The organism is Pseudoalteromonas sp. SCSIO 43088 (genome assembly GCF_023650795.1).
In the GTDB taxonomy this organism is placed as follows: domain Bacteria; phylum Pseudomonadota; class Gammaproteobacteria; order Enterobacterales; family Alteromonadaceae; genus Pseudoalteromonas; species Pseudoalteromonas shioyasakiensis.
On record NZ_CP072675.1, the window covers coordinates 2481786 to 2506429 of the forward strand.

The window sequence follows — 24644 nt, forward strand, 5'->3', positions numbered from 1 at the left end:
CTTTTAATTGAATTTGTACCTATTTCAGCACTATGCCAAATAATACTTTTTTATTCAAAGTTTGCTTGTACCCCTTTAAAAATAAATCCACACCCCAAGGTCTTTAGTAACACAGCAATTAGAAGGAGTTTGATATGAAGACCTTAATCATTGGCGCAACGGGCCAAATAGGTAAAATGACCACCGAAAAAATGCTGGCAAACGGTCATGATGTAGTGGCTCTGGTTCGAGATAAAAGCAAACTGAGTACACTTGAAAGTAGTCATTTAATGATTGTAGAGCAAGACCTCGAAAACGATTTTAGTCGTGCCTTCGAGGGCGTTGAACAAGTGATTTTTAGCGCGGGCTCCGGCGGCGCAACGGGTGCTGATAAAACCTTACTGATAGATCTATGGGCCGCTGTTAAAGCGATTAATTATGCGGTAGATGCCAAGGTTAAGCACTTTATAATGGTGAGCTCTATTGGTGCTGATGCCCCTGACAACATTGAAAGTAGTATCAAACCGTATTTAGTTGCAAAACACATGGCTGATCAACATTTAATCAATAGCGAATTGAATCACAGCATTGTCAGACCTGGCACGCTATTAAATGACGCTGCAACAGGGCTATTAACCACCACGCGGCCTGCAACCCGCCAAGATGCGGTGATCAACCGTGAAGATGTAGCAGATACCCTGCTATACCTTGCTGAACATACACCGAAAAAACCACAAGTGTTTGAATTATTTAATGGTGATAAGTCAATCGACAGCCTACTAGGCGATTGATTAGGTATGAATACGTATGCATAAGAAATAAGATTGAGAAAGCGCGTAAAGCACTTTAGTTTATTGTTTACATAATAATAACAAAGGTGCTTTATGCGTCATTTTGCTTTACTTTTTTGCTTTGCTTTTACGTCGGCTTGTTTTGCCGCACCGGTAAAAGTTCAAAGCTACAGTGGCGATACCTCCCTTCCCCACAAATTACTGATCAGCGCCATCGAACGTGCTGACTTAGAGTATATTCACCCTTATGAAACCAATAAAGATATCTCTAATGCACGTATCTTAAACGATGTAAAAAACAACCAGCTTGATGTGATGTGGAGCATGACATCAACTCAGTTAGAACAGGATTATAAAGCCGTTTATATTCCCTTATTTCGTGGCTTACTTGGCATGCGAGTAGCAATAGTGAAAGCACAAAACCGCGAACTGTTTAGCTCGGTAACTAGCTTACAAGATTTAAAACGTTTCACCGCTGGGCAAGGTAAAACCTGGCCAGACACTAAAATATTAAAAGCAAATCAACTACCCGTTGTTACCACATTAAAATACCCTAATTTGTTCCCAATGCTTGAAGGCGAGCGCTTTGATTACTTCCCACGTGGGGTGAATGAACCTTGGGATGAAATTGCCAATCACTCAGAGCTTAACCTCACTGTAGAGCCGCATTTGGTGATTAAGTACACCGCACCACTTTACTTTTTCGTCAACAAAAACAACCACACGCTGCATAAACAGCTAAATGATGCGCTAAACGAGATGATTGCTGATGGCACATTTAACGCCATGTTTTTGGCAGACAGCCAAGTACAAACGGTTTTATCAAAAGCCAACTTAAGCTCGCGTCGCGTTATTGAGCTAGATAACCCAACATTATCGTCGAACACACCTAATAAAAATAGCCCTTTGTGGTTTAACCCATTTCAATGAGCGCACAATGAAATCATTAAAATATAAAATGACCTTGGCACTGTCTTTGTGCCTTTTACTGAGCGTGATCTTCGTGATCAGTGCAAACTATCTGCTCGCAAAGTCGAGTCAAACACAACAATGGCAAGACGACATCACGGCTCTCAATGAGCAAATGCAGGTTATTTTAGCCGAGCCGGTATTCTCTTATGATGAGCCGTTAATAAATCAGATTATTAAAGCCTTTTCGCAAAACAAACATGTACATAGCATTTCAGTGACAGATCATCGCAATAAGCCACTTGCTTCTATCACTAAACAAAGCAATAGCGCATCGGTTAGCAAAACTATTGATTTGCACTATTTAGATAATTTAATTGGTCACATAAAAATTGGTTACTCACAACAAGCACTGCATAGCACCATTGCTGATTCGACACGCACCATGTTTATTACCTTGCTGGTCTCTTTTATCGCCTTGGGTGCGGTGATTATTTATATCGTGCGACTGTTAGTGATAAAACCAATCGATAGCGTAAATAGCCTTGTTGATGAAATTGTCAAAGGTGAAGGCGACCTTACAAAACGTATTAGCTATCAATCTAATGATGAAATAGGCTATTTGGTTGATGGTTTCAATCGATTTATAGCGCAAGTACAAGAAATAATTACAGAGCTAGGCAGCACAGCCAGTGAGCTTGAAATGATAGCCAGCACAGTAAACGAAGCATCTGTGCGCTCTAAAAACGAAGCCGAGCTTGAATATAACCGCACTGATTCTGCAACCAATGCGCTTAGTCAGTTAAGTGAAGCAACCAAAGAGATTGCGCAAGGAGCTAATCAAACTGCACAGCAAACAACAGACGTACATCGCTTATGCCAACAAGGCGAACAAAATATGAATGCCAATGGCAACATGGTTGACGAATTAGCTGCACAACTCGACCATACATCAAACGTAGTTAAACAATTAAACGCCAGCAGTAACGAAATCAGCCAAGTGCTCGATGTTATAAAAAGTATTGCCGAGCAAACCAATTTACTGGCTCTAAATGCTGCTATTGAAGCGGCTCGTGCGGGGGAATCAGGCCGTGGCTTTGCGGTGGTGGCCGATGAAGTAAGAGCGCTTGCTAGTAAAACCTATGATTCAACGTCTGAGATTGAGTCGATTATTGTATCGCTACACAATAATACCTCTGATTGTGTAACCGCAACGGAGCAAAGTAAGTCACTCAGCGATAAAGTGAGCCAAGCGAATCAAAAAAGCCAAGCGGTGTTTAAAGATATTGCTAAACAAATCAATACCATTAATCAAATGAACGAGAGCGTGGCGGCAAGTTCTGAAGAGCAAACCAGTGTGACCGCTGATATCTTAAATACCATGCAGCTTATTAACCAAGGCGCTAAGAGCCTATCGCAAGAAGCTCAGCACCTCGATAACACCATAGGCCAACTCAATGAATTAGAACGCGGCATTGTTGCTAAACTGGGTTTGTTTAAATACTAAAAGCCATAATTCCCTGCCACGCAAGTTGCAGGGAAAGCACCGTTAACACTAAACGAAAAATCTTTTTAAATTTATCTGACGAAATGCGGTGCAGTAACTTAAGGCCAAGCCAAGTACCTAAAGCACCGCTTAATATCATTAGCATAACCAGCGGCAACCACTGCCAAAATGCAAACCCCACAGCCCCATATAAAATCGCTTTTAAGGTATGTTGTACTGTCATGCAGCTTGAAAATGTGGCAGTAAATTTAAGCTTATTATAATTATTTACATATAAGCAGCTGCCAACCAAAGGCCCACTTGCCCCGACGAACATCGAAATAAACGTGGTCCAAAGTCCAGCGAGAACACGCCATAACTTTGAGGTTTCTCTGAGCTTTGGCGTAACCCCCCACAGTAAATAAAGCACAAATGCAGCGACCACTATTTTCATTAATTCAAGGGGAATTGATGTGACAATCGTTGAGGCAACCAGCGCTCCTATGACTCCCCCTAAAGAGAAGTACACAAACATAGTACCATCAATATGTTTAATAGATGCTCTAGGTTATACAGATCAATCTCATTTGATTAATGATTTTAAAAATATGTTGGGAGTGACGCCAAAGCAGTATACTCAACTTAAGAAAGACTAATAACATGAGTAATATCGAGCTATGTGTCTCCTATAACTCAATTTTAATAAAGCCTGAGTATCAATTACTATATAGAGCAGTACAACTACTGGCTCAGTTTTAATTGCTAATTAATAGTTGTACAATAAATTTGTTCTAAAGCTTTTGGTCTCACCTCTCTAAGTGTTTTTTAGTAGATAATTAAATAGTCAACGAAAATTGACTTATGTGTCAGTTCACTTTTTTTAAAGTAGCCGTTTGTAAGTCAAGCGCTTATTTATCCTTTTAGTTATCACTTGCTTATTTTTTAGTGTTAATCAATTGTTATCTAATATTTAAAACTAAAATACTCGCATTAATAACAGAGCTATTCATTATAGAGGGTACGGATAGTACGCAAGGTATTTAGTTGAGTATCAAGCGATGTTTGAGTAATGGCATGAGTGATTTTATCGGCATTGGCTGGTAATCTCCCGCAGGCTTAGCAGCAATTAATGCGTTATATACGGCTTCTTCAGTTGCTTCAATTGCTGCTGAAAAAAGCGGTGTCATTTCACTATTAGATAAACTATTTGCAGTTATTGTTTTTGCACCAACTAAGCGTCTAACTTGTTCTGATGTTGAAAAGGCAACCACATAATCACCTGAACCATTAGACATAACACCACCGGTTCGTCCAATACCTAACATAGCCCGCTTAGCTAAACGGGTTAAGTTTCTATCAGACAGTGGTGCATCCGTTGCAAGAATAATCATAACCGAACCATCAGGTCCCGTTTTCTGTGCTTGTATTGATTTTAATTGACGACCAACAGGCACACCTAATACGTGTAAATCACCGCCATAATTAGCTTGAACTAAAACCCCAAGCGAATATTCACCTATTTTTCTCGATGAAGTACCAATACCTGCTTTATAACCGAAAGCAACAGTACCAGAACCAGCACCTACATTTCCTTCTGCAACGGGGCCTGATTTAGCCTTAGTAATAGCCGACAACGCATGTTCTTTTTTAACAAAACGTTGACGAATATCATTAATACGCCCATCATTTGTTTCACCAACAACGGCATTAACCGACTTTACCTGCTCATTTCCCGGTAAATTTAACGTCCACTCAATAATTCCTTGAGCACAGTCGGCAACATTTAGAGTATTTGTTAACAATATAGGGGTTTCAATTTCACCTAATTCGACAATTTGAGAAATCCCCATCATCTTTCCATAGCCATTGGCTTGGAAAAAACCAGCAGGAACTTTTTCCTGATACAGGTTTCCACCGTGAGGTAAAATAGCAGTCACGCCTGTTTGCATTCCTTTTGACTGTTTAATCAAGCTAATGTGACCTACTTTTACCCCCGGCACATCAGTAATAGCATTCCATTTTCCGCTAGGAAAATAGCCGGGAATAATACCTAAATCTCTTGCTCTAACATTGTCATTTTTTTGCGCATAACTTTGCCATGTAAGTAGCAGTATTCCTAAGCCGAGAATATAAGTTTTAGTGGGTTTAATGTTGTTGAGCATAAGCTTCTACCTGACGCCAAACTCTTAATAAATTACCAGATAAGATTTTACTAATAGCTTGCTCGTTATAACCTCGGTCTAACAAACCTTGAATAAGATTAGGGTAGCTAGCAACATCTTTTAAATTTTCAGGCAAGCTATCACCTACACCATCGTAATCAGAGCCTATACCTACGTGATCAATGCCTACTAAGTTAACAACATGATCAAAATGGTCTAAAACATCATTTAGTTTGGCATAAGGGTATGGGTGTTCTGTACGGAAATTTTTTGTGAATGTTTTTACTTCTTCACTTTCTCTTTCTACGTTATTTTCTTCCATATAAGCTTTACGTGCTGCACTAAAGTTTTTTGAGTATTCTTGGCTTGTACCGCAGACAAAAGAAGAACCAAAATTAATTTGAATAACACCACCGTTTTTAGCCAATAATTTAATCATGTCATCACTCATATTACGTTCAAAGCCAGGAGTAAAATGACGCGCAGAAGAATGAGAGGCAATAACAGGGGCTTTACTCGTCTCTATAACTTGATAAAAAGCATCATCTGAAATATGAGAGACATCAACCATAACACCAATATTATTCATTTCAGTGATTAATGTTTTGCCAAAAGGTGTTAAACCTTTTGCAGGACGGTTTTCATCATAAGAAGAGTCGGAGATATTATTTGCTTTAGCATGAGTTAAGGTAATATAACGAATACCTCTGTTATAAAAATGCTCTAAATTAGCTAAGTCACCTTCAATTGCACTACCATTTTCCATTCCTAAAGGTAAAGAAATTAAACCTTTTTTGAAGTTGTCTTCTAATTGTTGTGTTGAATAAGCCATCGCAAATTTAGTGGGTGCATGTTCTACAATACCTTCAACCATAGTTATGAGTTTATCGGCTAATTCTTTACTACCGCCTGTTTTTTGTAATACTGAAGGAATATAAATAGACATAAATGGTGCGTTTAAACCACCAGCAACAGCACGAGGATAATCAAAATCTCCCGTAATGGTTGCTACTGATACATCGTCATATTTTTCTTCGATGCGATAAGGCACATCAATATGGCTATCGGCAATGATATATTTTTGAGATATTTCAAGAGCAGACAATACCACTGTTTTTTTAGGTGATTTATCTTCAACAGAGGTGGCTTTTTGGTTATCACAGGCTGTTAATAGCATCATAGACATAAAAATAACTGATGTTAATTCATTCATTTCAAACGGTTTTTTATTAAGTTTAATTTTCATTATGTTCTCGATTAGCTTTTATTATTAATTAAGTTTTATATTCTTTTTAGTGATGACTCGACTACCTGGCTGATATGTTTCTTCGGCATTGGCCTTAATGTCATCATTGTAAAAGTAGACATCACGTAAAGTACCGTTCGCGTAACCTATTATTTGATCTGCAAAATGAGGTGAGTTTATATCACCACTTTGACCGCCTGCGGTTATTGCCTTAGCCTTAACTTTATCGCCAAACTCAACAACGGCTACAAATGAGTTACCACGAGTACCGTAATTTTTCTTAGAGTCATTAAATGTGCGCTGACCAAAAGCAGCTAAACTACCCCAGCGAGCTGAAGCAAGGGCAACAGGTACACTAGGTTTATTATCATCAAACGGTTGAACAATATCGCTGGTTAAACGTTGGAAGCGGTTAATCTCGCCCCATGGCATATCCCATTTGCCAAAATCAGAAGTCAATTTGGCTAATCCTGCCTGTAAAGCATCTAATTTTTGTGTGGCTGAAGTTTTATTTTCCATGTAATCATAAATATCCATGTTAGCTTCACGAGCTGGCGCAGATGATGCGCGCATTAATTCACGCCCCCAATAAATAGCTACAGAGGTTGGTACGCTGTCTACAGCAAAGCGCAGATCCCATGTTCGTAGCAAGGCTATTGAATCGGCGAATGCTACTTTATCTTCGTTGTTAGCATTATCATAAGCACTTAACAAAAGAGGGATTAAGGGTTCGAATGCGGTTAAATAGCTATCATAAGCCGCTGAAATTAAGCTATCAAGCGTGAAATTTTTGGTATTTTCTAAGACTCGAATAGCATGAATACCTCGAGGGTTTTCACCAAAGGTAGACATATATTGTGGATAATCTGATTTTTTAGGACTTTCAGAACCACTCATAGAAAAGGGCCAGTTGTTAGTATTTTGGAGCCAGCCAATATCAGGATTAAACTGATTTATTGATTCATCAACAGAGTGAAGCCCTTGCCATTCAGTAGCTGATGTACTGCCATCAACAGGCTTGGTCCAATCAATGTTAGGGTCTCTTTTCGGGATGAAATTACCATGAAAAAAGCCAATATTTCCATCAGCATCAGCGTAAACTGTATTGTTAGATGAATTAGTATGATACTCCATATTCTTTTTAAAACTGACTAAACCATCTGTTTTAGTGCGCTCATAAGATTGTATCAAGGCTTTCATCGGGCTTTCCATAATAGCCATGGCAACCCACTTATCGCCTTCAGCTCTAATAATAGGTCCATGGTGAGAATGATAAGCTGTAAATTGCTTACTTGCCATACCTTCTTTTCCATTAGCTGAAATTGTTTTATAAGGGATGGTGATAACTGATGAGGTCATTTTTCGCCACTTATCATCGTATAGATAATAAACACCGTCTTCTCGTTCTTCTACAGTTTCTAAATATTCATCAATAAAATCGGCACCCGTAGATGTGTGCATCCAACCATTTTTTTCATTAAACCCCTGATAAACAAAAAACTGTCCCCAAGTTACAGCGCCGTATGCATTTAATCCTTCATCACTTTGCATATGTAATTCACTGCGAAAGTAAAAAGAGGTGTGTGGGTTGATCAGTAACATAGCATTGCCAGATGCTGTATTCTTTGGTGCTATAGCAAAACCGTTAGAGCCTTGTGGCTCTCTGGTTAGATCAAGTTTTTCATCAGGTATATTTTTAATTTTATCGCCATAAAAATTTTCTAACCTGTTTAGACGCGCACGTTCAATATCACCACCAATACTGCCTTCTGAAAAAGTTAATGCCATCCAGGGTTCAAATCGGGTTAGTACTTTGGGCTTTACTTCAGGGTGTGTATGTAGGTAGTAATTTAAACCATCAGCCCATGCATTCATTAGCTTTTTCAACCAAGGAGGGCTTGATTTATACATGGCCTTAATTTCATCAGGACGAATAAATAATTTCATGCGTAAATCACGATAAATTTCACTTTCTCCCTCTGCCTCAGCTAAACGTCCCATGGCATTTAAGAAATTGACTTCTATACGATTAAAATCATCTTCTGCTTGAGCGTAAATCATTCCAAATACAGCATCGGCATCTGTAGGGCCGTAAATATGTGGAATTCCCCAATTATCGCGTGTAATAGTAATTTTGTTTGCCGTTGCTTGCCAAAGTTCGACTTCTGTCATTTCTTTGGGGAGGGGAGTGCAGGCAGTAATTAAAATAGTAGCTGCCAAGATAATATTTTTCATTTGTATCCTTATTATTGTTTATTGATGAAAATAAAAACTCAATATTTACTCATAAATATACGAGAGAGCAGCGTACATACAGGCAATTTTTATTCTCGTTATATGGTTTACATTATGAACGTCAAGTGATTATTCCTTTATCGAGTTAATGGTTCTTTTAAGGTATTCCAAAAATTCAGCACAAGGCTTTGATGGTATTTTTTTCTCCATATGAATGGCTTCAACGGTAAAAGAAATTGGTGGGTCAAATGACTTATATTTAATCGGTTTAACTCCACTTGAACGTGCAGTAAACTCATCTACAATAGCAATACCACCACCTAAGGCAACAAAATTTAAAGCCATAAAATAGGTTTGAGCTGTGATAACAGGTGAAACTTTGATGCTTTTCTCATTTAGCTGTTCAATAATTTGGTTACCTAATACACCACTATTTTCTATGCTAATTAGTGAATGATTCTCAAGATCTTCTAGGGTGATTTTTCCTAGTATATGATCAAATTCGTTACCTGAATAAATGCAGACAAACTCACCTTGGCCAATATTTTTGTAGCGCATACCCTCTTCACGATCTGGACTAAACGCTAAGGCTATATCTTTATCATGCTCTCTCAATTGTGTAGTTAAATTACTTGTATGCTGTGTTTGAACTTCGAAATGAATACCAATATTTTTTTGTCTGAAAGCAACAATTGCTTTTGGTACAAACTCCAAGCCTAATGCAACCACAGAGGCTATTTTCACTTTTCCGTGTTCCGCATTGCGAATATTTTTTGCCAGTTTATTCAGTGATAAGACTTTGTCGATAATATCAAGTGACTCTTCATAGATAATTGTTGCTTCGACCGTTGGAATAAGACGACCTTTAACCCGTTCAAACAACTTGTAGCCGAGCTGGCTCTCGGCATGTTGTAAGATTTTGCTCGCCGTTGGTTGAGTAATATGCAATGACTTGGCTGCAGCACTAACTGAGCCAAGTGTATAAACAGCATTAAATACTTCTATATGTCTTAAACGCATCGTAAGTTAGTAATCTACTATCATGAAATATTCATTTTTGTGAATTTTGACTAAGGCGATAAATAAAAATCGCAGTTCTAATTGTTGCCATTTTTAATGACTCTACATTTAAATGCTCAAACTTACTATGACTACCACCACCACTCGCACCTAAACCATCGATAGTAGCTACATAAGGAGATACAAATGCCGAGTCTCCGGCGCCTCGTTTTTCAGCTGGAAAAGCAGTGACACTACCATATCCGATATCTTCACTTACCTTGCTGAAAATTGACAACAATTGTTTATTTTCTTTTCTGGCAACCATGGCAGGGTAACCATCATTAAATTCAATTGATGCAGATGTTTTTGGTAGGTTAATAGCGACAATTTTCTTCATTTTATCTTTAACAGCTTCACGTTGTTCATTGCTGATAAAACGCATGTCTCCCTTGACTACAGCAGTTTCAGCGACGATGTTAGTTTTACCAAACGCTGATAAATTGGATTGATCGTTGGCTTTTATTTGGGTGCCACCAACAATTATTCCAGGATTAAAAGTAAGACCTGATTCGCCTCTAATTTGACTGTAAAAAGCGTTTAATATCCGTGATGTTTCGAAAATAGCACCAGCACCGGTATTCTCACTAAAAATGCCACTTGAGTGAGCTCGTTTGGCGTCTACTGACAACTTCCAGCTGGTAGTACCCCGCCTAGCAATAGTTGCTGCATTTTGCCAACCAGACTCAAAACTTAAAGCATAGTCGCTTTTTTTCGCGAGCTTTATCATGGGCGCGCGGCTGACTGCAATTGGTTGCCCAATACTTTCTTCATCGCTGTTGAATATAACCCTAACATTAGCATTATTCAGTAAATTTTGCTGGTAAAGAGCTTTAAGCGCATACACAATAATACTATTGCCGTCTTTCATGTCGGTGACACCAGGCCCTGAAATGGTATTGCCGTCTTGTTTAAATTTTTGAAAATCGCTGTTCTTTGCAAATACGGTATCCAAATGACCAATCAACAAAATATCGTTTTTTTTATCCGCCTTACCAGTAATAGCACTCGCGATTAAGTGACTTGAACGCTGCATAGAAGTAGGCAACTTAACCCACTTAGTATCCATACCAATACTCTTCAATGCTTGTTGATATAAGAGACCCACTTTTTCAACGCCTGAGATATTCATCGTGCCACTGTTAATATTGACGGTATCACGAAGAAAATCGATTTGGCTGTCAAAATTACGGTTTACCGTGTCGATAATGTTTTGCTCTGTTGTAGATATAGATTGAGCCATGCTAGGTGATGACAGCAAGCAAAATAAAATGCCAGCAGCAGCTAAATGAGCGTTTTTACGTTTAAAAACAGGTTTGTTCATATTAAATTCTAGCCATAATCTTATTGGTTATTACTTGTTAATAATCATTTATTAAGATAGTTAAGTAGATATACCTCCCCATAAAGAACGAGGTAAGGCTTGAATGATCCCTTGTTGGTAGATAAGGGAGGGTTCATAATCTTTAGCTAATAATAGAGGAGCATCTAAGTCAACAAAATCTGCATATTGTGCGATCAACGTCGCTGGTGCCATAGATAATGAGGTACCTAGCATACAACCAATCATGACTTTTAAATTAGCACTTTTCGCTTTGGTGAAAATATTCACCGCTTCAGTTAGGCCACCACATTTATCAAATTTGATATTGATCACATCAAAATATGGACGAATATCGTCAATATCGTCTGCCGTATGAAAAGATTCGTCAGCCCCTATCGGGATAGGTGAATGTAAATCTTTTAGTAACTCATTCTGAGTGCGAGGTAAAGGTTGCTCTATCATGGCAATGGGCAGGTTATGACATTGCACTATCATTTGGTTAAGCAATTCAATGTCCCAACTTTCATTAGCATCGATTAACAACTTAGCATTAGGCGCAGCATCATAAATAGCGTGCAAACGTTCACTGATAAGATGGCGATCCAGTTTAATTTTTAGCATTGAAAAGCCTGATAGTTTTCGAGCAGCGTCAGCCATTTTATCAGGTGAATCAATACTAATAGTATGTACGGTCGTTATATTTTGGGGCTCATGACAATTATCCATGCCATCAAATTCTAACAAATCGCTAACCCGTTGATTTAGCAACTGAGCTTCCAAATCCCATAACGCGCAATCTAGTGCATTTCTGGCCGCTCCAGGAGGCAATAACTGCTGCAATGCTTGGCGACTCCCCCCTTGAATTATCGCTTCTTCAACGGTTTTTAACTGCTCAGTAACAGAATACACTGATTCTCCATAATGCTCAGTTGGCACGCATTCGCCCCGACCGATTACGTTGTCTTGTGCGATATTGACACGCACGGTAACCGTTGATAAACGAGAAGAACGCGCGATAGTAAAATGGTCTTTTAAAGGCCATTCTTCCACGAATATCTGCATTCTACGTTTATTCATAGTGCGTCAACTAGGTTAGAAACACCTGTTAGCATGGGATCAAAACATGGGAGGTTGAATTGCTGAGCCGTTGTTTTAATCACTTCATAAGCCTCTTCAGGTGTTAGGTTACGCGTATTTAGTGCAATACCTGCAACTTTTACGTCAGGGTTAGTCAATCTGGCAACTACTAGATTTTGTTGAATACATTCTGCCAATGTTGGAATAGCATAACCAGTTAAGTCTTTAATCGACGTTCTGCCTACTTCATGACAAACCACCAAGTAGTCAGGTTGAGCGCCGTGCAATAATGCTGTACTGACACCTGCAAATGAAGGGTTAAATAAAGAGCCTTGTCCTTCGACAACTTGCCAGTGTTGCTCAGGAATATCTGGCGTAATCGCTTCAACAGCTCCCGACATAAAATCTGCAACCACAGCATCGATACAAATACCGGTACCTGAGATAAAAATCCCCGTTTGCCCAGTTGCAACGAATTGAGTCTGCATATCTCGATTTTTCATTTCTTTAGTGATAGCTAACGCCGTGTACATTTTACCGACGGCACAATCAGTGCCAACCGTTAGTATCCTTTTACCTGTACGCTTAAGCCCTTTGCCGACAATACTAAAATCACCTGAAGAGCGTAAATCAATCAGTTGTCTATTATAACGTTTGGCGGCAGAAACAAATTCGGAGATATCCGTTAATTTATTATGTAGACCAGAGGCAACATCTAAACCTTGCTCTAACGCTTCTATAATATCTTGATGCCAAGCAGGTGAGATTCGGCCACCGCTATTGGCAAGCCCAATAATTAACGTTTGCGCACCTTGTGCCACAGCATCACGAATTGTCAGCTTTGGCAAGTTAAGTGTAGTTTGGCAGTTATCTTGCCTAAACTCACCAAGACAATGTTCTGGAGTCCACTGTGCAACACCTCGCGCTGTTTTAATTTCTAGCGTTTTACTACTATCACCTAAATATAATAGGTATGGCTTTTTTAACTTAAGTAGAACTGACATAACCAATAAGGGAAATAAACTATATGTGCTGGCATTGTAAATACTTAATATCTCTATGTCATATTACATAATTCACAGCCTTTATAGATAAAAGCTATAGCCTACACTTAAGTCATGCATTGAAAACTCGTTTAAATGAAGCTTCTCGCATCAGCTTCATTTTGAAATTCCTGAGTATACTGTTTACTTTTGAACCTCTTTCAAAAGAAGAGCAGTAATCCTTAACTGGTATTGACAACGCCTTGTACTGTACGAACATCAGGAATTTTATAACCAAAACAATGTAACTTTTGTGCAGCACAATAACCAAAATTTGTAAAAATGTAATTGTGTCTCGCCAAGTTATTGATTGATTGGTGTTTTTTGTTGATGTTTTACAGGTTATCAATGTATAGATTTTAAGCATACTAAACGAAAGATTATGCATTTGTTGCAAGAATAGTTACTCCATATACTGGTTTGGCTTGTACTTTTTATGAGCTGATGAATAGTTAATAACAACCATATCTTTTCATTCAAATAAGTCTAAGCACATTGTAGGCACTTGGGGAATAATTAGATTGCCCTGCTCAATATTATAATAATTATATCGAGGACATATTTTGAAAACTAAACACTTTAAACATAATGCCATAGTACTATGCATGGCGGTTAACTTAATGGGGGTCAGTCAATACGCATTGGCCGAAGAGAATCAACAAGCGGATGAGGAGTCAATAGAGAAAATAATTGTCACAGGTTCAAGAATTGCACGACAAGGGATAACCGCCTCGTCACCTGTGAGCGTACTTAGTGCTGAAGCAATTGAAGGTATCGGTATTACGCGTTTGGAGGATTTGACTTCAAGTTTTGCCTCAAGCTTTTGTTGGTCAGAACTCTACGGCAGCAAATGGTGCATCAGGCACAGCAACCGTTAGCCTTCGTGACTTAGCATCAAAACGTACCTTAGTGCTTGTCAATGGCCGTAGATTGATGTCAGGAGACCCTCAAAATCCCTCTGCCGATTTAAACTTTATTCCTACAACACTCGTAAAGCAGGTAGAAGTATTAACCGGTGGAGCGTCAGCTACCTATGGCTCAGATGCGGTAGCCGGCGTTGTAAACTTTATCTTAGATACTGATTTTGAAGGGGTAAAAACATCCGCTCAATATAGTTTTTATCAGCATGATAATGACAATGCATTTATGCAGGAAATTAACAGTAAAAAAGGCTTTGATGCACCCAGTGGTTCTATTATTGATGGGCGAACCTATGATTTTAGTATTGCCGCTGGTAGCTCTTTTGCTGACGGTAAAGGCCATGCCTCGGCTTATATGACCTATCGCGAAATTGAGCCAATTACTAAAGCAAATCGTGATTATACTAATTGTACTTTAAGTGCTAGAAGTTCAGGCACCGCCTGTGGCGGTTCATCAACTACCCCATGGGGCACCTTCTATGTTGAAAACAACGATCGTTATATGGTTGACCCTGATAGCGGAAGCTTCGTGCCATATGGAGGGCAAACATATAACTATGGGCCACTAAATCATATTCAACGCCCAGATAAAACCTACACTGCTGGCGCGTTTGTTAATTATGAAGTTAATGATTCTGTTGATTTTTATAGTGAATTCATGTTTATGGATGACAGAACTAAAGCTCAAATAGCCCCGTCGGGTAATTTCTATCGTACAGATACTATCAATTGTGACAACCCACTGTTGAGCGCTAATCAACTTGATATTATCTGTACTCAATTTGGCTATAGCGGTAGTGACACGGCACCACTGAACTTTGGACGTCGTAATATTGAGGGTGGTAATCGTATTAACTCACTAGGTCATACAAACTATCGTATGTTGATGGGACTAAAAGGTGAAATAAACGATACCTGGTTATTTGATGTTAATGCTATGTACAGCACTAGTATCTTTAATGAACGCTATGTTAATGATCTGAATAGCAATCGGATCAGAAATGCGTTGGATGTAATCACTGACCCTGAGACTGGCCAGCCAGCTTGTCGATCGGCTATCAGTGGCGCTGACTCTAATTGTGTACCTTGGGATGTATTTTCTAAGGGTGGTGTAACACAAGAAGCAGCTGAGTATATTTCCACTATTGCGGTTGCCACGGGAAATACAAGAACTAAGCTCATTAGTGCATCAGTAACTGGTGATTTAAGTGAATACGGTATTGCGCTACCAGGCTCAGAGGATGGCGTTTCTTTATTATTAGGGGTTGAATATCGCGAAGAATCGCTTGCCTATGAACCTGATGAAGTTTTTTCGAAAGGGCTTAGAGCGGGTAGTGGTGGCTCGTCTCCAGCCATCGAAGGTGGCTTTGATGTTGCTGAAATTTTTGCTGAAGCAATAGTTCCAATTATGCAAGATAAGGTGTGGGTTGATGATTTATCAATGGAATTAGCTTATCGTTATTCCAACTATAATTTAGCAGGCGGCACAAATACCTATAAGGTAGGATTATCTTGGGCAGCAAACTCTGATATTAAATTCCGTTTAGGTTATAACCAAGCGGTTCGTGTGCCAAATGCACTAGAACTGTTTGATCCACAAACGTCTGGCCTCGGTGGTGCTACCGATCTTTGTTCTGGTGAAAATCCTGAATTTACATTAGCTGAATGTTTGAATACAGGGGTGACTGCTGAACAATATGGAAACATTCCTGGTAATCCAGCTGACCAATATAATACACTTGAGGGGGGGAATGTCGACTTAGATCCGGAACAAGCTGATACTTACACGGTAGGTGCTGTTTTTACACCGACAGCCTTACCTGAATTTAACATGTCTATTGATTGGTATGACATCACGATCACCGATGCCATCGGTACTTTGGGTGCCGATGATGTAATTAACACCTGTGCACGTAACGGTGATCCAGAGTTGTGTAGTTTGATTAAGCGTGACTCTGCGGGAACGCTATGGCGTAGTACTGCTGGCTACACGGAAACGATTCGTAAAAATACAGGTGAACTACACGCAAGCGGTATTGACCTTGAAGCTCAATACAGCATGGATACTCAGAACTGGGGTAGCTTTAACGTAAGTTTACGCGGCACGAAAATATTAAAAGATGAATTTAAAGATCCATTAGTTGATTATGATTGTGCTGGATATTTTGGTAGCCAAAGTGGAACTCCAAAGGCTGAATGGCAACACAAAATGAAAGTGTTACGTTAACCCGATATGAAAACCTATCGTTTTGTGAGCAATGCTCTAAACCTAATAAGCACCTTATTGAGTGGTAATTGCTGAATGTTTTATTAGGGTTGTGGCAACGAGAGGGCTTATCGTAAAACAGGAACAAACCGTTTGAATGTGCTTTAATATGTTCCAAAATAAAATATAAAACCATTATTATCATAACCTTAGTTATTTTAGATTGTTCCGGTTTGTTCCGCATTGTTCCGGTTGCTATACATAGTAAACCGAGACACACCTTAACACTTTGAAGGCTTTCACAAACGTTTAGCACGCGTGAAAAGTTAACAATAATACACATTTCAATTGATTCGACTTGTTCCATAATGTTTTGTTTGTGGCGGTTTCTTTCCCTTACTTCTCACTTTAGCCAAATACGATATACGCCATATAGCCTCTTGGAGTGAATCGTAATCACCTCGCACAATGTTGTAGTAGCAGTGCTTTGGGGTATATTGTGAACCTTGTAGCTGGTACTCCCAGATAGCTTTTACCTTAATTAAAATATCATACGGATGACGTACTTTATGACCATCGAGCATCAAAACGTAGTGGTAATGTTGTTGCTTAGCGGTTTCAATCTCACGACACCAAATGAAACCTACCCGTTTTAAGTTATATGCTCGCTTAAGCCACCTAAATAGGATTCGATTAAATTTTGTAATTATTTGATTATCCGACGAGTACTCGTAAAGGCGGAGATCGAAACGAATTAGGTGTACTTTGCTATGATGCTTTAATATCATATCAACTTGGTTTATCATCTTCTTGGCCATAGTTAAGTAAATACCACTATGCTGACCGTTCACCCAGAACACCTGATCATTTACCTCGATAGCCCTAACCTTAACCTTATAAGACATACAACACTCAAGAGATATTATTAATTACCTAGTGGCGTGTTAGTCACTACTATCACTATTCAATAAGTATGAATTTAAAGCGTCATGGCCTTGCTAATAATTTATAGGGTCAAAAACCTATAAATAGCGACCAATAAGCGTTTTTTAAATCCATACAATGTATTCAGCGTAAGCGAGTACTAACATTGTTTAGCTAGGTAATTAACGTTATGCTTAAACGTGCTGGTGGTTTAACTTCCACATTGCGCCACCAGCACACCATTGATAAGTCGCATTGAAATTAACTTTCTTTGCGGCTTTCCTCGTTTTTATACAATGCTTGCTGCTCATCCGTCATCGACAAAACCATTATCGGAAATGGTGTTAATCGACCCGTTGATGGGCATTCGGCCTCTTTATCTTCTACTGTAAATAAGTAGCCTTTTCGTTTAATTGCACATACCACATCTTGCAGGTCATCAATTCCAATATAGCGAGCCATATTAGCATTTATTGTTAGCCCTTGGCTTATCACACTCAACACATAATTCGACTCTTTTTGACAGTCGTTTGGCTCTGGCAAACCTAGCTCTAAGCATTTATTTCTACGGATCATAACTGCAACTCCTTTATGCCACGATTACTAATAATGCTTTGCACTAATGCTTTTAATTGTTGCTCTGTGTAGCCTGCAATCATTGCTTGGACTACTTTGTCACATTCGCTTTCCACAAAGCCAACAGCTCTTACTCCCAAGCTTATGGGTGTAGGAAATAGGCCATCATTAATGCGGTTATAGAGTGTCGATTTTGACCAGCCAGTTTTATTTAAAACTTCAGGTCTGCGGATAATTTTAGAAAAACTTTTAATGTTCATTTTTAATTGCCTTAGTACGTTATGGAATGATTCAGGCACATTAAAAACTATTAGTATAGGGGTAAGGCTAGACGGGTTAGCTAATTAATTTAGGGGGTTACCTAGATAACCCCCTAAGTTAATTACTTAGGTTGACGTGGTCAACCAAATTCAGACACCTCAGTTAAGCAACCATAGTTAATTCTTCAGCCACCAATTCAAAGTTATTTGGACTTTGATAATTCAGATAAGAATGAAGCCGTTGGCTGTTGTACCACATCGTTATGTAATTCATAACATCTTGCTGCGCTGCATAGCGGGTTTCATAGTGACGCCAGTGAACACGTTCCTGTTTCAAACTGCCGAAGAAGCTTTCTGCAACCGCATTATCCCAGCAGCAACCTTTTTTACTCATGCTACCAATAAAGCTATGTTTTTCTAATAATCGCCGATATTGATGGCTCGCATATTGAACGCCTTGATCTGAATGAACAATCAATCCCGATAGTGGCTGACGTTGCCAAATAGCCATAGTCAACGCATCACAAACCAGTTGAGCTTTCATTCTCGCTCCCATACTCCAGCCGACCACTTTACGAGAATATAAATCAATGACAACCGCTAGATATAACCAGCCTTCGGTTGTCCAAACATAACTGATATCCTGCACCCACGCTTGATTGGGTGCTGCAACAGTAAAATTTTGCTTCAGTTCATTGGCGTAAACAGGCTTATTGTGGTCACTGTTTGTTGTCACTTTGTATTTCTTTTTATAACGAACCCATACACCCGCTTCTTTCATGAGCTGCGCGGTTTTTTGCCGACTCACGGGATAACTCAGCGCGTTTAACACTTTTTGAATACGTCGCTCGCCATAGGTGTTATCGCTGAACTTGGCAATATCTTTGACCCAATCAAGCATTTCTTGATGCGTTGGGTCTTCCGGTTTGTTAACGTTACGTTTTTGATAACTATAATAATTATTACTCTTAACACCCAGTACATGGCACATTATGACCACAGGCCAGATCTTCTTATGTTGGGCAATAAACGAATACTTTACTTCGTTTCTTTGGCAAAGAAGACCGTTGCCTTTTTTAATATTTCACGCTCCATTTCGAGGCGTTTTACTTGTGCTTTTAAGCTGCGGATCTCTTCTTGCTCTGGGGTTAGTTTGCCATTCCCCCGAAAAGCATGACCATCATCATTTTCGGCTTCTTTGATCCAACGGCCGAGCATGTTGGGATTAATCCCCAGGTTTCTCGAAGCTTCCGCTTGACTATAGTTTTGCTCAACGACCAATGCAATCGCATCCAATTTGAATTCTTTTGAATATTTTTTACGTTTTGTCATTTTCGATCTCCAATTAAGATTATTATCTCTTAACTGGGGTAGTCGAATCCATTAAACCACGTCAGGTTTTGACTTTATCATTGAAGCAATTCTTTCAGCTTTTACATTGCTTAACCCTTTTAATGTAGAAGAGCCATCTAAATGAGTAATACCTCGTATTTTGCTTTCAGTTTTTAGCCAAGCTTCTATTTCTTTATTTAAAGGCAAGTTATTTTTATCTGTGCAAAGTTGTTCGTATGCATCTATTGCCAACTGAAGCTCCGGAGGGTATCGATTTGAGATATTTACTTCATTATTGCTATGTTGCTTTTCATTGTTTTCTATAGGGTCTGATTGAGTATCTATAGGTTTATCATTGCTTTTTAAAGGTACACCAAGCTTTGAACAAAATTCAATAAATTCTGAATAGTTAAAATAAACTTGCCTATCGTAACTGTCATTTATAAACAGAGGCTTAATATCTTTTAATTCAGGTCGAGAGCAATAATCCCCACATTCATAAGAGACTTCAAATACAGGCTTATACCCCGGCCGGTTTAAGTGAGTAACAGGCTTTCTAGTTTGTTTAATAAACCCGACTACATAGACTTTTACGGGATCTTCATCAAATGGAATTTCACTTACTATGCCTTCATAATAAATATAAGCATCAAGATCATTTATAACGTCATGAATCGGTATATTAATTAACGACTGTAGCTGCTCTTTGGTAAAAAAGTCATTTTTAAAATCATTTTCCATATTCATCTCTTTATTATCCATAATAACCTCAACCCACTATTTTTAGAGTAGCATTAGAGACACCGACCTTGCCTTGCTTAGCTAACTCTATATATTCGGACCACCAGCTCATCATTACTCGTCTACGTTCTAAATAATCTGCTCGGTTGTATGCTCGCCTTACTTCATTTTTATCAACATGAGCGAGTGCAGCTTCAACTACATCACCTTCAAAGCCATGTTGATTTAATGCGGTACTGGCAATGGACCGCATGCCGTGGGCAACTAATCGATTTTCATACCCCATACGCTTTAAAGCCATGTTCGCAGTTTGTTCATTAAGATGAGTTCGGGGGTTTCTATCACCCGGAAATATATGCTCTCGATGACCACTAATAGGCTTTAGTCTATTTAGTAACTCTATTGTTTGCTCTGTTAGTGGAACATTATGCCCGCGCTTCTTCTTCATTCGGTCTGCTGGAATCTCCCATACTTTATTTTCAAAATTGATTTCACGCCATGTTGCACCGGCAGCTTCGCTTGGTCTAACCATCGTGTGAAGTTGCCACTCGATTAAAAGACGAGTAACAAGCTTAATACTCGCATAGCTAAGGTCTTTCATTAACTCAGGGAGTTCTTCAGGTGGGATTGTAGGCATGTTTTCTTTGACCGGCTTTTGAAAAGCAGCCCTTAAGCCAGATAACGGGTTGGCGTGTATTAGCCCTGTATTGACAGAATAGGTCATTATTTCATTTAACCTTTGGCATAAGCGTTTAACCGTTTCCAAACTTCCCTTCGCAGCTAAAGGCTTTATTACCTCAATAACTTTTGGTGCCGTTACTTTGCTTATAGGTAGTTTTCCTAACTCTGGAAATAAATGATTTTCTAGCGATCGCCATAAATCAATGCCGTAGTTTTCACTTACTTGCGTTTTCTTTATTTCAAACCAATTAGTAGCAACATGCTTGAAGGTGTTTGATACTGCCTCTAACTGTATACGCTCATGATCATCTTTATATTCTTTGGGATCGATGTCTTTAGCTAGTAACTCTCTAAATTTTGATTTTAGTTTACGAGCATCCGCTAAAGATATAGCCGGGTATCCACCTAAACCAATACTGGTCCGTTTTTTTGTGTAGGGTTTGTAATAGTCTAGCAACCAAGATTTGTTGCCGTTAGGTTTAACTCTAAGTTGCAAGCCGTCACCATCAGATAGTTTATATACTTTCTCTTTTCCCTTGGCTTGCTTAACTTCCGTATTGGTTAGTGGTTTTGTTTTTGCCATAAAGTAGTACCAGATTTTCTTTAATTAAAGTGGTACCACCAAATGTACTACTTTAAAATCTGGATGTCACTGTTCATTAAAAACTCTACTTGGAATCGTAACTTGGCGAAAAGCCAGCAATGCGGGGGGTTCAAGGCAAAAAAAAAGACGCCTATTGGCGTCTTAGTTTTTTAAGTGGTGGAGCTGGGGGGATTTGAACCCCCGTCCGAAAAGCCTCGACCTTTGGTACTACATGTTTAGTATCGTCTTTTAGTTAACCTTTTACAGCTCGGACGAACACGATCTGCAAAGGCGAGGCCGCTTAGTTTTAGCCCTTCAACCCCGGCCAGGGTTTCCGTAGCGAGTCCGTGTAGGGTGACACTTCAGAACCGGGTCCACAGACATACACCGGAGAAGTGCTAGCGGGCTATTATGCCGCTAGAGCGTAGTTATCGTCGTTTGCGATTACTTTAAATTGCGGCTTTTTTACGAGGCCAACCGCACCTCGACATGCACCTCGGGCGTCTTGAATTCCGTCGAATCCTAATCAGCCCCTGAATTTGGTATCTCATTCAGAGTGTTCGTGCAGTATAACTGAGTAGCCTATTCAGACTCAAGGCATTAATCAGTAAATTTTTGCTAAGTGCCTTTGAATGCTGAATTTTCAGGCAGGAAAAATCAGTTTTTATACATATTTTCACATTTTAATCATACAAATTCTTAACATAGTACAAAAGTTGTGCTGAAATAGGAAACGTTGTTACCCTTCTTCAAAAATAACCTGTAACAACACATAACTATAATAACAGGCAGTTTTTTACAGGGCTTTTCAGATGTCGATGTTTTCATTCGATGAACAAAGCGGCTATGTCTCTTTGTGTGAGCATCCTCGTGATGCGGGTTTTCCTACTACGAGTTCTCAATTAATTGAATTACTTGAGCAGTCTCCTTATGCCAGCTACGAATATATTGATGCCAATATAGGCAAGTTGTTTATACCTAGCAGCCAATATCAAAACCAATCTTTAGTGGTTGCTAAAGCCGTTGATGCTCACCTTGAAGTAAAAGTCGATGCTAAAAACATGGTGGTTGAAGCAAGCTTAACAACAGCCCGTGGCGGTAAAATTGTAAGCATGGATATGGCGCAAGAGGTGCTTGCAGAGGCGGGAGTGATTAAAGGCATTAGTTTACGTGCCCTTGATACCTTTTTAGGCCAACAATTTAAGCAACCACCCGGCGCCCATTACACCGCAATTGTTGCCCATGGCCGAATGCCTAAAGAAGGCACCGATGCTAAATTCGTGCGCTTATGCTCTACAGCACAAGACCGCGTTCTTAGCCCGCAAGCGACCTCTGGCGGTAAAGTCGACATGCGTAATTTAGGTGCCATTATTACCGTTAAGCCGGGTACACCATTAATGCAGCGAGTTCCTGCAACACCCGGTGAAGATGGCTTTACTGTGTTTGGTGATGTGATGCCAGCTAAGCCCGGTAAAGACTTACCCCTTGAGCCATTCGAAGGAACGCGTATTGACCCTAATAATAGCGATATGTTGATTGCCGATGCGAAGGGGGTGCCTGTTGCCCTACCCCGCGGTATGCGCGTTGACGACGTATTGTGTTTTCATCATGTAGATGTGAGTACGGGCCATGTCGAATTTGATGGCAGTGTTATTATTAGTGGTGATGTAAAAGATGGTATGCGCGTCAAAGCCACGGGTGATATCACTGTTTTAGGGTTTGTTGAATCAGCCACAATTGAAAGTAAAAGTGAAGTCACCGTGATGCTTGGGGCTGTTGGCAGAAAACGTGAAAACGTCGAAAACTTTACCTGTAACATAACGGCTTCGCGCACTATCTCAGTGGGTTATGCTCAGTACTGCCATATAAAAACAGAGCAAGATTTATTCATTGAACGCCAAGCTTTACATTGTGATTTAAGCGCTCGCCGCCTTATTCGAGTCGGCAAAGCCAATAACCCGCGAGGCAAAATTATTGGTGGCAATATTTTAGATGCGATGCGAATAGAAACCGGCGAGCTTGGTGCGCCATCAGGCACTAAAACACGGGTTTTCATTGCTCAGTACTGGCATGATTTACGCCAAAAGCAGCAGCAAATTAATGACTTTGAAAAGTTATTAGCGACAAAAGCAGCTGCCTTACAGCAAGCACGCAAAAAGGCCAATAAAATACCCGACCCAGCTCAACGGGCGCATTATATCAAAAAGATCACTGCCAGCGAGCAGCAGATTAAAATTAAAACAGCCAACACAAAGAAAAAGAAACACTTAGTGAAAATTAAGATTGCGCGTTTATTAGCAACAAGTCGCTTAAAAGTGAATGAATTAATGCATCCAGGGGTGGAGCTTAAGATAGCGCAAGAGAGTAAACAGTTTTCACGTATTTACCCTCCTAACATGGTGCGTTTTTTTGAAGGTAAGATCACTCAGTCGTTTTAACGGCTGAGTCTTGCTCTTCTTCACTTGCTTCAGTTTCAGGCAATGGCCAACCGCCGAGTTGTTGCCAGCGATTAACGATTAAACAAAACAGTTCTGCTGTGCGTTCGGTATCATAAAGTGCTGAGTGAGCTTGTTTATTATCAAACTCAATACCTGCCGCCCTACACGCTTTAGCTAATACTGTTTGCCCTAGTGCAAGACCTGCCAATGATGTGGTATCAAAACTAACAAATGGATGAAATGGCGTGCGCTTAATTTTACAACGCTCAATGGCGGCATTTAAAAAGCCGTGATCAAACGCTGCATTATGTGCTACTACCACTGAACGCTGACAACCCGCTGCTTTTTGTGCCTTGCGCACAACTTTACAGATTTCTTTAATCGCTTCTTCTTCAGGCACTGCACCACGCAGCGCAGAGAATGGATCAATACCATTAAACTCAATGGCCGCTTGTTCAATATTCGCGCCTTCAAATGGCTCAACATGAAAATGCACAGTATGATCAATACTTAACACGCCGTCGTCATCCATTTTAAGGACAGATGCAGCGATTTCTAATAACGCATCGGTCTCTTTGTTAAAACCTGCGGTTTCAACATCAATCACAACAGGAAAAAAGCCACGAAAGCGTTTTGCGAAAAGAGTTTGTTCAGTATTTTCCATAGTCTTCT

At 39.6% G+C, this 24644-nt stretch carries 22 protein-coding genes and 1 other RNA gene; 7 read left to right on the forward strand and 16 right to left on the reverse strand.

Features of this window, described 5'->3' with window-relative positions; all coding sequences use genetic code 11:
• Positions 1-134: 134 nt before the first annotated feature.
• The 3 genes from J8Z28_RS11515 to J8Z28_RS11525 all read left to right on the forward strand — a co-directional run bounded on the left by J8Z28_RS11515 (position 135) and on the right by J8Z28_RS11525 (position 3186).
• Entirely contained in the window at positions 135-770 is a 636-nt protein-coding gene (locus tag J8Z28_RS11515; RefSeq protein ID WP_055196939.1) for an SDR family oxidoreductase, read from the forward strand.
• A 93-nt stretch (positions 771-863) separates the two neighbouring features.
• Positions 864-1700, forward strand: a complete 837-nt coding sequence (locus J8Z28_RS11520; RefSeq protein ID WP_055196941.1) for a substrate-binding periplasmic protein — start codon at positions 864-866, stop codon at positions 1698-1700.
• 7 nt (positions 1701-1707) lie between these two features.
• Entirely contained in the window at positions 1708-3186 is a 1479-nt protein-coding gene (locus J8Z28_RS11525) for a methyl-accepting chemotaxis protein (protein WP_250659460.1), read from the forward strand.
• Here J8Z28_RS11525 and J8Z28_RS11530 read toward each other — a convergent pair.
• The gene (locus tag J8Z28_RS11530) at positions 3176-3721 is read right to left on the reverse strand and encodes a sulfite exporter TauE/SafE family protein (protein WP_350338388.1); all 546 of its coding nucleotides are present in this window, start codon (positions 3719-3721) and stop codon (positions 3176-3178) included. The two genes, J8Z28_RS11525 and J8Z28_RS11530, sit on opposite strands and share 11 nt — an antisense overlap.
• On the opposite strand from J8Z28_RS11530, the gene J8Z28_RS21915 reads away from it, so the two are divergent.
• Positions 3669-3821: an AraC family transcriptional regulator gene (locus tag J8Z28_RS21915; protein ID WP_350338389.1), complete on the forward strand. Its 153-nt coding sequence runs from the start codon at positions 3669-3671 to the stop codon at positions 3819-3821. The genes J8Z28_RS11530 and J8Z28_RS21915 overlap by 53 nt on opposite strands.
• 384 nt (positions 3822-4205) lie before the next feature.
• Here the strand turns inward: J8Z28_RS21915 and J8Z28_RS11535 are convergent, their stop codons facing one another.
• The 7 genes from J8Z28_RS11535 to dgcN form a co-directional block, all read right to left on the reverse strand.
• Positions 4206-5327: a DmpA family aminopeptidase gene (locus J8Z28_RS11535; RefSeq protein WP_250659462.1), complete on the reverse strand. Its 1122-nt coding sequence runs from the start codon at positions 5325-5327 to the stop codon at positions 4206-4208.
• A complete protein-coding gene (locus J8Z28_RS11540) occupies positions 5311-6540 on the reverse strand; it encodes a dipeptidase (RefSeq protein ID WP_250660393.1) in 1230 nt (409 codons plus the stop codon). Before J8Z28_RS11540 ends, J8Z28_RS11535 begins: the two co-directional genes overlap by 17 nt.
• Before the next feature lie 57 nt (positions 6541-6597).
• Complete coding sequence (locus tag J8Z28_RS11545) at positions 6598-8808, reverse strand: penicillin acylase family protein (protein ID WP_250659463.1); 2211 nt, start codon at positions 8806-8808, stop codon at positions 6598-6600.
• Between the two features lie 129 nt (positions 8809-8937).
• Positions 8938-9828: a LysR family transcriptional regulator gene (locus J8Z28_RS11550; RefSeq protein ID WP_250659464.1), complete on the reverse strand. Its 891-nt coding sequence runs from the start codon at positions 9826-9828 to the stop codon at positions 8938-8940.
• A gap of 31 nt (positions 9829-9859) precedes the next feature.
• Positions 9860-11191: a M20/M25/M40 family metallo-hydrolase gene (locus tag J8Z28_RS11555; RefSeq protein WP_250659465.1), complete on the reverse strand. Its 1332-nt coding sequence runs from the start codon at positions 11189-11191 to the stop codon at positions 9860-9862.
• A gap of 60 nt (positions 11192-11251) precedes the next feature.
• On the reverse strand, positions 11252-12268 hold the full coding sequence (gene dgcA / locus J8Z28_RS11560) for an N-acetyl-D-Glu racemase DgcA (protein WP_250659466.1): 1017 nt from the start codon (positions 12266-12268) through the stop codon (positions 11252-11254).
• A complete protein-coding gene (gene dgcN / locus J8Z28_RS11565) occupies positions 12265-13272 on the reverse strand; it encodes an N-acetyltransferase DgcN (RefSeq protein ID WP_250659467.1) in 1008 nt (335 codons plus the stop codon). Before dgcN ends, dgcA begins: the two co-directional genes overlap by 4 nt.
• A 602-nt stretch (positions 13273-13874) precedes the next feature.
• Between dgcN and J8Z28_RS11570 the strand changes: the two genes are divergently transcribed.
• Together J8Z28_RS11570 and J8Z28_RS11575 are read left to right on the forward strand one after the other, a co-directional pair.
• A complete protein-coding gene (locus tag J8Z28_RS11570; RefSeq protein WP_250659468.1) occupies positions 13875-14189 on the forward strand; it encodes a hypothetical protein in 315 nt (104 codons plus the stop codon).
• Positions 14122-16458 carry a TonB-dependent receptor plug domain-containing protein gene (locus J8Z28_RS11575; RefSeq protein WP_250659469.1) on the forward strand — a complete coding sequence of 779 codons (2337 nt, stop codon included), beginning with the start codon at positions 14122-14124 and terminating at the stop codon, positions 16456-16458. The genes J8Z28_RS11570 and J8Z28_RS11575 overlap by 68 nt, the downstream gene beginning before the upstream one ends.
• A 323-nt stretch (positions 16459-16781) precedes the next feature.
• Here the strand turns inward: J8Z28_RS11575 and J8Z28_RS11580 are convergent, their stop codons facing one another.
• From J8Z28_RS11580 to ssrA, 7 genes are all read right to left on the reverse strand, one after another.
• A complete protein-coding gene (locus tag J8Z28_RS11580; protein ID WP_350338372.1) occupies positions 16782-17342 on the reverse strand; it encodes a YagK/YfjJ domain-containing protein in 561 nt (186 codons plus the stop codon).
• A gap of 280 nt (positions 17343-17622) precedes the next feature.
• Positions 17623-17937, reverse strand: coding sequence for a hypothetical protein (locus J8Z28_RS11585; RefSeq protein ID WP_250659470.1), 315 nt, complete (start codon positions 17935-17937; stop codon positions 17623-17625).
• Positions 17934-18197, reverse strand: coding sequence for a helix-turn-helix transcriptional regulator (locus J8Z28_RS11590; RefSeq protein ID WP_008111294.1), 264 nt, complete (start codon positions 18195-18197; stop codon positions 17934-17936). Before J8Z28_RS11590 ends, J8Z28_RS11585 begins: the two co-directional genes overlap by 4 nt.
• 163 nt (positions 18198-18360) lie before the next feature.
• Positions 18361-19529, reverse strand: a protein-coding gene (locus J8Z28_RS11595; RefSeq protein ID WP_502934611.1) for an IS3 family transposase whose coding sequence is annotated in 2 segments (ribosomal slippage) — positions 18361-19283 and positions 19283-19529 — 1170 coding nt in all. Because the reading frame shifts where the segments join, the coding sequence is not laid out codon by codon here.
• A gap of 51 nt (positions 19530-19580) precedes the next feature.
• On the reverse strand, positions 19581-20291 hold the full coding sequence (locus tag J8Z28_RS11600) for a hypothetical protein (protein ID WP_250659471.1): 711 nt from the start codon (positions 20289-20291) through the stop codon (positions 19581-19583).
• A 7-nt stretch (positions 20292-20298) separates the two neighbouring features.
• Positions 20299-21534, reverse strand: coding sequence for an integrase domain-containing protein (locus J8Z28_RS11605; RefSeq protein WP_250659472.1), 1236 nt, complete (start codon positions 21532-21534; stop codon positions 20299-20301).
• 175 nt (positions 21535-21709) lie between these two features.
• Positions 21710-22068, reverse strand: a transfer-messenger RNA (tmRNA) gene (gene ssrA, locus J8Z28_RS11610).
• A gap of 278 nt (positions 22069-22346) precedes the next feature.
• Between ssrA and J8Z28_RS11615 the strand changes: the two genes are divergently transcribed.
• Positions 22347-23972 carry a FapA family protein gene (locus tag J8Z28_RS11615; RefSeq protein ID WP_062564333.1) on the forward strand — a complete coding sequence of 542 codons (1626 nt, stop codon included), beginning with the start codon at positions 22347-22349 and terminating at the stop codon, positions 23970-23972.
• On the opposite strand, the gene rnt is transcribed toward J8Z28_RS11615, so the two are convergent.
• Positions 23956-24636, reverse strand: coding sequence for a ribonuclease T (gene rnt, locus J8Z28_RS11620; RefSeq protein ID WP_054561849.1), 681 nt, complete (start codon positions 24634-24636; stop codon positions 23956-23958). The genes J8Z28_RS11615 and rnt overlap by 17 nt on opposite strands.
• Between the last annotated feature and the right edge of the window lie 8 nt (positions 24637-24644).

Excerpts from the sequence above, each read along its gene's own strand:
- J8Z28_RS11515 (WP_055196939.1), top strand. The coding sequence starts at position 135 with ATGAAGACCTTAATCATTGGCGCAACGGGCCAAATAGGTAAAATGACC.
- J8Z28_RS11520 (WP_055196941.1), top strand. The coding sequence starts at position 864 with ATGCGTCATTTTGCTTTACTTTTTTGCTTTGCTTTTACGTCGGCTTGT.
- J8Z28_RS11525 (WP_250659460.1), top strand. The coding sequence starts at position 1,708 with ATGAAATCATTAAAATATAAAATGACCTTGGCACTGTCTTTGTGCCTT.
- J8Z28_RS21915 (WP_350338389.1), top strand. The coding sequence starts at position 3,669 with ATGACTCCCCCTAAAGAGAAGTACACAAACATAGTACCATCAATATGT.
- J8Z28_RS11535 (WP_250659462.1), bottom strand. The coding sequence starts at position 5,327 with ATGCTCAACAACATTAAACCCACTAAAACTTATATTCTCGGCTTAGGA.
- J8Z28_RS11540 (WP_250660393.1), bottom strand. The coding sequence starts at position 6,540 with ATGAATGAATTAACATCAGTTATTTTTATGTCTATGATGCTATTAACA.
- J8Z28_RS11545 (WP_250659463.1), bottom strand. The coding sequence starts at position 8,808 with ATGAAAAATATTATCTTGGCAGCTACTATTTTAATTACTGCCTGCACT.
- J8Z28_RS11550 (WP_250659464.1), bottom strand. The coding sequence starts at position 9,828 with ATGCGTTTAAGACATATAGAAGTATTTAATGCTGTTTATACACTTGGC.
- J8Z28_RS11555 (WP_250659465.1), bottom strand. The coding sequence starts at position 11,191 with ATGAACAAACCTGTTTTTAAACGTAAAAACGCTCATTTAGCTGCTGCT.
- dgcA (WP_250659466.1), bottom strand. The coding sequence starts at position 12,268 with ATGAATAAACGTAGAATGCAGATATTCGTGGAAGAATGGCCTTTAAAA.
- dgcN (WP_250659467.1), bottom strand. The coding sequence starts at position 13,272 with ATGTCAGTTCTACTTAAGTTAAAAAAGCCATACCTATTATATTTAGGT.
- J8Z28_RS11580 (WP_350338372.1), bottom strand. The coding sequence starts at position 17,342 with ATGTCTTATAAGGTTAAGGTTAGGGCTATCGAGGTAAATGATCAGGTG.
- J8Z28_RS11585 (WP_250659470.1), bottom strand. The coding sequence starts at position 17,937 with ATGATCCGTAGAAATAAATGCTTAGAGCTAGGTTTGCCAGAGCCAAAC.
- J8Z28_RS11590 (WP_008111294.1), bottom strand. The coding sequence starts at position 18,197 with ATGAACATTAAAAGTTTTTCTAAAATTATCCGCAGACCTGAAGTTTTA.
- J8Z28_RS11600 (WP_250659471.1), bottom strand. The coding sequence starts at position 20,291 with ATGGATAATAAAGAGATGAATATGGAAAATGATTTTAAAAATGACTTT.
- J8Z28_RS11605 (WP_250659472.1), bottom strand. The coding sequence starts at position 21,534 with ATGGCAAAAACAAAACCACTAACCAATACGGAAGTTAAGCAAGCCAAG.
- J8Z28_RS11615 (WP_062564333.1), top strand. The coding sequence starts at position 22,347 with ATGTCGATGTTTTCATTCGATGAACAAAGCGGCTATGTCTCTTTGTGT.
- rnt (WP_054561849.1), bottom strand. The coding sequence starts at position 24,636 with ATGGAAAATACTGAACAAACTCTTTTCGCAAAACGCTTTCGTGGCTTT.